Annotated in this window: 7 protein-coding genes; 6 read left to right on the forward strand and 1 reads right to left on the reverse strand. The window is 65.6% G+C overall.

The window, feature by feature from the left end; genetic code table 11:
- Positions 1-488: PE family protein (locus B4U45_RS16465; RefSeq protein ID WP_219859458.1), on the reverse strand; the 488-nt coding region annotated here is incomplete at its 3' end.
- 290 nt (positions 489-778) lie between these two features.
- Between B4U45_RS16465 and B4U45_RS16470 the strand changes: the two genes are divergently transcribed.
- The 6 genes from B4U45_RS16470 (at position 779) to esxG (ending at position 6602) form a co-directional block, all read left to right on the forward strand.
- Positions 779-2341, forward strand: coding sequence for a PPE family protein (locus B4U45_RS16470; RefSeq protein ID WP_075545061.1), 1563 nt, complete (start codon positions 779-781; stop codon positions 2339-2341).
- Positions 2342-2351: 10 nt separating this feature from the next.
- Positions 2352-3257 (forward strand): class I SAM-dependent methyltransferase, encoded by a 906-nt coding sequence (locus B4U45_RS16475; RefSeq protein ID WP_075545062.1) that lies wholly within the window; start codon positions 2352-2354, stop codon positions 3255-3257.
- A 126-nt stretch (positions 3258-3383) separates the two neighbouring features.
- Positions 3384-4007 carry a PPE domain-containing protein gene (locus tag B4U45_RS30450; protein ID WP_082275160.1) on the forward strand — a complete coding sequence of 208 codons (624 nt, stop codon included), beginning with the start codon at positions 3384-3386 and terminating at the stop codon, positions 4005-4007.
- Positions 4008-4625: 618 nt separating this feature from the next.
- On the forward strand, positions 4626-4940 hold the full coding sequence (locus tag B4U45_RS16485) for a PE family protein (protein WP_075543876.1): 315 nt from the start codon (positions 4626-4628) through the stop codon (positions 4938-4940).
- Entirely contained in the window at positions 4937-6271 is a 1335-nt protein-coding gene (locus B4U45_RS16490) for a PPE family protein (protein ID WP_099223654.1), read from the forward strand. Before B4U45_RS16485 ends, B4U45_RS16490 begins: the two co-directional genes overlap by 4 nt.
- A gap of 37 nt (positions 6272-6308) precedes the next feature.
- Complete coding sequence (gene esxG, locus B4U45_RS16495) at positions 6309-6602, forward strand: type VII secretion system protein EsxG (protein ID WP_083156650.1); 294 nt, start codon at positions 6309-6311, stop codon at positions 6600-6602.
- The last annotated feature ends 89 nt before the right edge of the window (positions 6603-6691 follow it).

Here is a 6691-nt window from a genome sequence, read left to right on the forward strand (position 1 = left end):
CCGCCGGCGCCGCCTTTCCCGCCGTCGGCGGTCGTCGAGGACGTTCCGGACCCGCCGGCTCCGCCGTTGCCGATCAGCCAACCGCCGGCGCCGCCATTGGCCCCGGTGCCCGGGGCACCGTTGGCGCCATTGCCGATCAGCGGACGCCCGGTAGCCGCGATGAACGGCGCATTGATCGCGTCGAGGAGCGGCTGCAGCGGCGTCGCAGCGGCATAATCGGCGGCCGCATACGATGTCCCGCCCGCGGTTAGGGCCTGCACAAACTGCTGGTGGAATGCGGCGGCGTGCCCGCTCAGCACTTGATAGGCCTGGCCGTGCGCACCGAATAGTGCCGCAATCGCCGCCGACACCTCGTCCGCGCCCGCGGCCAGCAAGCTCGTCGTGTTGGCCGCGGCGGCGGCATTGGCCGTGCCGACCGCGGTCCCGATATTGGCCAAATCTCCTGCCGCTGCCACCAGCGCCTCCGGCGCCGCGAACACGAACGACATCTGACACCTCCCGATACGCCATGACGTGCGTTGTCATGCCGATCTGGAGCCTCCCCCGTCACCAGAGAAAATCGGCCAATACAGCGTATCGCTGTGCGGCCGACACAGTTGTGGGTTTGCCGGAAATCCGGACCAGGTTTTGCGAGCCGGCGTTTGCGACCCGCACCCTCGACGGTGACGGACCGAGCGGCCGAGCCCCACATCGATGACGGGACTTGCACTGTGGCCGTCCCCGGTGTTCGAATAGCGATAATGAAAATCATGTTCAAAACGTCCGGAAGCTCGCGGTGATGTGGCCGGTGTGGATGGCGTCACCGCCGGAGGTGCACTCGGCGTTGCTCAGTAGCGGCCCCGGGCCCGGCTCCCTGCTGTCCGCCGCCGCGGCGTGGTCGGCGCTGAGCGCCGAATACGGCGCGGCGGCAGACGAACTCACGGTCGTGCTGGGCGCGGTCCAGGGCGGTGCCTGGGAGGGTCCCAGCGCTGAGCGGTATGTGGCCGCCCACGTGCCCTATCTGATGTGGTTGATGCAAGCGGGCACGGTCAGTGCGGCCGCGGCCGCCCGGCACGAAACGGTGGCCGTCGCCTACACCACCGCTCTGGCGACGATGCCGACGCTGGCCGAGCTGGCGGCCAACCACGCCATCCACGGTGTCTTGGTGGCGACGAACTTCTTCGGGATCAACACCGTCCCGATAGCGCTCAACGAGGCCGACTACGTGCGGATGTGGATCCAGGCGGCCACCACCATGGCGACCTACGAGGCGGTGGCCGGCGCTGCTGTCGCATCGACACCCCAGACCACCACGGCCCCGCAGATTGTGACAGCCGAAGCCGACGGCGGACATGACCATGAACACGGGGGTGAGGCCACCCCGATCGACAACGTCGTTGCTGACGTCCTGCGCATCATCACCGGCGGCCGGGTGATATGGGACCCCGCCGAAGGGACCGTCAATGGAATCCACTACGACGAATATACGAATGCGGCCCAACCCATGTGGTGGCTTGTTCGTGCTCTCGAATTCAGTCAGGACTTTCAAACGTTCGCCAAGGAACTGTTCACCAACCCCGCGGCGGCGATGCAATTCCTCGTCGAACTGATGCTGTTCGACTGGCCGACCCACATCGCGCAGATCATCCAAGCGCTCGGCCAGTCCCCGCAGTTGCTGGCTGTCGCCATCAGCGGCGCCATCTCCAACCTCGGGGCGGTGACCGGCTTCGCGGGACTGTCTGGCCTGGCCGGAATCCAGCCGGCCGGGATACCGGTCGCGGCGCCGTCGGTAGCCGCCGCACCCACCATGGTGCCGGTCGCCGCGATGACTCCGACCGTTACCGCGTCGGCCGCAGCGCCTGCGCCGGCGCCGGCCTCCATGACCAGCACAGCCGGCCCCGGCCCGGCACCGCCGCCGGCCCCAGCCGCACCGGCCTTCGGCTATCCCTTCCTGGTGGGCGGCGGTCCGGGCATCGGGTTCGGTGACGAAATGAGCGCCAGCGCTGCCGCCAGTGCCAAGAAGAAGGCGCCCGAACCCGATTCCGCCGCCGCGGCCGCCGCGGCAGCCGCCCGTGAGCAGGCCCGACGGCGGCGACGCCGCAGGACGGCGCTGCGTGGCCACGGCGAGGAGTTTATGGACGTTGAGGTCGACCCGGACTGGGACGTACCGCAGAACGAGGAGCCGGCTGCGACCGCCTCGGATCAAGGTGCGGCGAGTTTGGGGTTTGCCGGCACGGTTCACAAGGACACGGCCGGTGCGGTGGCAGGCTTGGCCACGCTGGCCGGTGACCAGTTCGATGGCGCACCCAGGGAGCCGATGCTCCCCGGTACCTGGGAGCCAGACGGTCCAGCCAGGCATTAATGTCGGTGGGGTGCGTAGTGAAGGTGACACCTGGGACATCACCACGAGTGTCGGATCGACCGCGCTGTTCGTCGCCACCGCACGGGCTTTGGAGGCCCAAAAGCCCGACCCACTGGCCGTCGATCCGTACGCGGAACTGTTCTGCCGGGCCGTTGGCGGTTCCTGGGCCGACGTGCTCGACGGCAAGGCTCCCGACCACGACTTGAAGAGCGAGGACTTCGGCGAGCACTTCGTCAATTTCCAGGGCGCCCGCACCAGGTACTTCGACGCCTACTTCCAGCGGACCGCCGACGCTGGAGCGCGCCAGGTGGTCATCTTGGCGGCGGGACTGGATTCACGCGCCTACCGGCTGCCCTGGCCGGACGGAACCACGGTCTTCGAGCTGGATCGGCCGCAAGTGCTCGATTTCAAGCGCGAGGTGCTGTCCCGCCACGGCGCCACGCCGCGCGCCGAGCGACGTGAGATTGCGGTCGACCTGCGGGAAGACTGGCCACAAGCGTTGCAAGACAACGGCTTTGATCCTGCCAAACCGTCGGCGTGGATCGCCGAGGGGCTGCTGATCTATCTTCCGGCCACCGCGCAGGAGCAGCTGTTCACCGGCATCGACAACCTCGCCTGCCCCGGCAGCCACGCCGCAGTGGAGGACGGCAGCCCGCTTCCCCCGGAAGAATTCGCCGCCAAAGTGGAAGAAGAACGTGCCGTCGTCGCGGCCGGTGACGCGAATCCGTTTTTCCAGTTGGTCTACAACGAGCAGTGCGCACCGGCCACCGAGTGGCTTGGGGCACATGGCTGGACTGCCCTCGGTACTCCGTTGGTCGAGTATCTCCGTGAGGTCGACCGGCCGGTGCCGGAACCGGGGACCGAGGCCGGGGAGCTGTTTGTGCGCAACACTCTGGTCAGTGCCACCAAGCCGTAGGTTTGGTGAGTTCACCTCGGGCGGGAACTTTTCCTGGCCGGCGTACGACTACTCACGGCCTTCCACGTATTCCGGCAAGGAGGCCTGTATGGCGCTAGCCGCTGCTCCCGACCGACTGGCGTGACTATGACGGCACCGGTGTGGATGGCCTGGCCCCCAGAGGTGCATTCGACCCAGCTCAGCAGCGGCTCCGGGCCGGGCGGCATGCTGGCCGCGGCGTCGGCGTGGAGTTCGCTGAGTGCCGAGTACGCCGCGGCGGCAGATCAGCTCGCCGAGTTTCTGGGAGCGGCCTTGCCCTACGTGGTTGGCGGCCCCGATGTCGGGTTCGACTCGGCGATGAGCGCTTCAGCCTGGCGAACCGCGTCAGAACCCAACCAGGCCGCAATACCGGCGGCAGCCGCCGCGGCAGCGCGAGAGGAGACGCGGGCGCGGCGCCGCCGACGGGCCAGGCTGGCGGATCCCGGCTACCGTTACGAATTCCTGGAATCCGAATCACCCTCGGATACAGAGCCTTTCCTTTCGACGCCGTCCGACCGCGGGGCGGGAGCGTTGGGATTCACCGGGACGGCAAGCCGCGCAGGCGTTGGCGACGCGGGCTGGACTGGCGACGCTCACCGGCGACGGATTCGGCGGGGGGCCGGCGGCGCCGATGGTGCCCGGAACGTGGGACACCAGGCCGGGTGCAGGAAAACCCGCTGCTGTCAACGACAGTCAGGGTCAACGGGACCACGCGTCTGGAGAGTAGGGTAGCGCTCCCGGCAGTGCGTCACGCACGCAAATCCGGGGTGCCATCCGGCTGCCGATATCGACGAATCCTTCGCTGGTGCATGAAAGATGTTGGGAAACGGCGATATAGTGATCGGCTGGCATGGAAGCTGGTCTATACGACTGCCACCTCGCAGAGCGCCAACCCATGAAAGCCCAAGTCCCGCTTACAACTCTCGGACGCGCTCATCGCCAGGTAGTGCCGGACGTACCACCAACCTGACAAGCCAACCGAAATCCTATCGGATAGTTTCCATTTCGACGCGAAGATGTGTTCGCGCAAATGAATTCGACAAACAATCTGGATCCGGTCACCGCCAATATCGCATTGTCGCGTTCGAAACGACGCACTTGTCGGGCTGCGGATGAAGTTCGGATGGCAGATCCCCACCATGTCCGCAACCGTCGTATTCAGGCCCGGCCCAACGACTCCCACCAGACAGATGGCTACCGAAACGTAGCTTTTCCCTACGTAACCGTAGCTATCTGCAACTGTTGACAATAGTAAGGATCCGTGAGATTTTTTCGGCATCATGCTCGGCGGTAGGCCGATAAGGACCTAAGCCATGCCGGCAGGACGGATGCAATCGGAAGGATTCGATAGTGACATTGCAAGTGGTTCCAGAAGGTTTGGCTGCGGCCAGTGCGGCGGTGGAAGCGCTGACCGCTCGGTTGGCGGCCGCGCATGCTGCTGCGGCACCGCTGATTACCGCGGTGGTCCCGCCGGCGGCGGACCCCGTGTCGATACAGACCGCCGCCGGGTTTAGCGCGTACGGCAACGAGCACGCCGCGGTGGCTGCCGAAGCCGTTGAAGAGCTGGGCCGTTCGGGAATCGGTGTCGGTGAGTCCGGTGTGAGTTATGCCGCGGGTGACGCCGCAGCGGCGGTATCGTATTCGGCCTTAGGTGGTTGGGTGTGACGGCGCCGATCTGGATCGCCCTACCGCCAGAAGTACATTCAGCATTGCTGAGCACCGGTCCGGGTCCGGAGTCGCTGCTGGCAGCATCTGCTGAGTGGACATCGATGAGTGTCGAATATGCCTCGGCGGCAAAAGAACTCACGATCATCCTGGCAGCGGTGCAGGCTGGTGCGTGGCAGGGCCCCAGCGTCGAAGCGTATGTGGCCGCCCATGTTCCGTATGTGGCGTGGTTGATGCAGACCAGCGCCGACAGTGCGGCAACGGCCGCCGGGCACGACACCGTCGCCGCAGCCTACGTCAGCGCACTGGCCGCGATGCCCACCCTGGCGGAATTGGCCGCCAACCACGTCACCCATGGCGTGTTGGTCGCGACGAATTTCTTTGGGATCAACACCATCCCGATCGCGCTCAACGAAGCCGACTACGTCCGGATGTGGATCCAGGCCGCTACCACCATGAGTGTCTATGAGACCGTCAGCGGCGCGGCGCTGGCGGCTGCCCCGCACCCCATCCCGGCGCCGATCATCGTCACACCCGGTGCCAATGAAATCAGCAATGCCGTGGCAACACTTACCCTGACCCCATTTCCATGGCAGGAACTGATGCAGTTCTTGGCCTTGGTCGGCAAGGTATGGGCATTGGATTTCAAGCTTTTCGCAATGGTTTTCCAAACCTATGGTGCGGTATTGTTCCAATTGCTCGATAATCTCGTGCATTTGCACTTGATAGCAGCCGTGGTAGATCTGCTATTTTTGGCGGCACTTGGGCTGCCACTTATTATTGCAATCGCGATAATTCCGCCTCTTGTCTACGCCACAGTCTTGGGTGTTACCACAATTGTTGTCGGATGGATTATTTCGAATTTGATCGGTGTTGTTCCGCTTCTGGCGAGTCCTTTGTTGGGAGGGCTGGCCGCTGCTGTTGTCCCCGGGGTAGCTGGAATGGCCGGTTTGGCCGGACTGGCTGCTGCTCCGGCGGCGGCTGTGGCGGCCGCGCCGGCTGCGGGATTGGCTGCTGCTCCGGCGGCTATGGCAATCGGGGCGGTGGAGCCGTCGCCGGGGGCGACGGCGGGGCGGGCGCGGTTGGTGTCAGCGGTGCAGCCGGCTTCCGGGAGCCCGCCGTCGTCGGCGGGGGCTTCCGATCGTGGTGCTGGGACGTTGGGGTTTGCCGGCACGGACGGCAAGGAGAACGTCGCACAGCCCTGCGGATTGACGGCAGTAGAGGGCGCCGGGTACGGCGGTGCTTCGCAAGTGCCGATGCTGCCGGCTACCTGGGAGTCGGATGTCCTGGGAGCGGGCACCGAACAGGCGTTTGCCAGCCTGGTGAGCTGACAACGAGTAACGGAAAGTCGAATCGAAAGGAATCGCTATGAGTTTGTTGGATGCCCATATTCCGCAGTTGGTGGCGTCGCAGTCGGCGTTTACCGCCAAGGCGGCGTTGATGCGGCACACGATCGGGCAGGCCGAGCAGTCGGCGATGTCGGCGCAGGCGTTTCATCAGGGCGAGTCGGCGGCGGCGTTCCAGGGCGCGCACGCCCGGTTTGTGGAGGCCGCCGCCAAGGTGAACACCTTGCTGGATATCGCGCAGGCCAACCTGGGTGACGCCGCGGGCGCCTATGTGGCCGCCGATGCCGCCGCCGCGTCCAGCTATACCGGCTTCTGAGCCGCACCCTGTCACCGTTGAACGTCGAAAGGACTTGTGATGTCACAGATTATGTACAACTATCCGGCGATGCTGGCGCACGCCGGGAA

The sequence above is a fragment of the Mycobacterium persicum genome, assembly GCF_002086915.1.
Taxonomy (GTDB): Bacteria; Actinomycetota; Actinomycetes; order Mycobacteriales; family Mycobacteriaceae; genus Mycobacterium; species Mycobacterium persicum.

What these genes read in the sequence shown, in the direction of transcription:
- B4U45_RS16470 (WP_075545061.1), top strand. Translation starts at nt 779, where the DNA reads ATGTGGCCGGTGTGGATGGCGTCACCGCCGGAGGTGCACTCGGCGTTG.
- B4U45_RS30450 (WP_082275160.1), top strand. Translation starts at nt 3,384, where the DNA reads ATGACGGCACCGGTGTGGATGGCCTGGCCCCCAGAGGTGCATTCGACC.
- esxG (WP_083156650.1), top strand. Translation starts at nt 6,309, where the DNA reads ATGAGTTTGTTGGATGCCCATATTCCGCAGTTGGTGGCGTCGCAGTCG.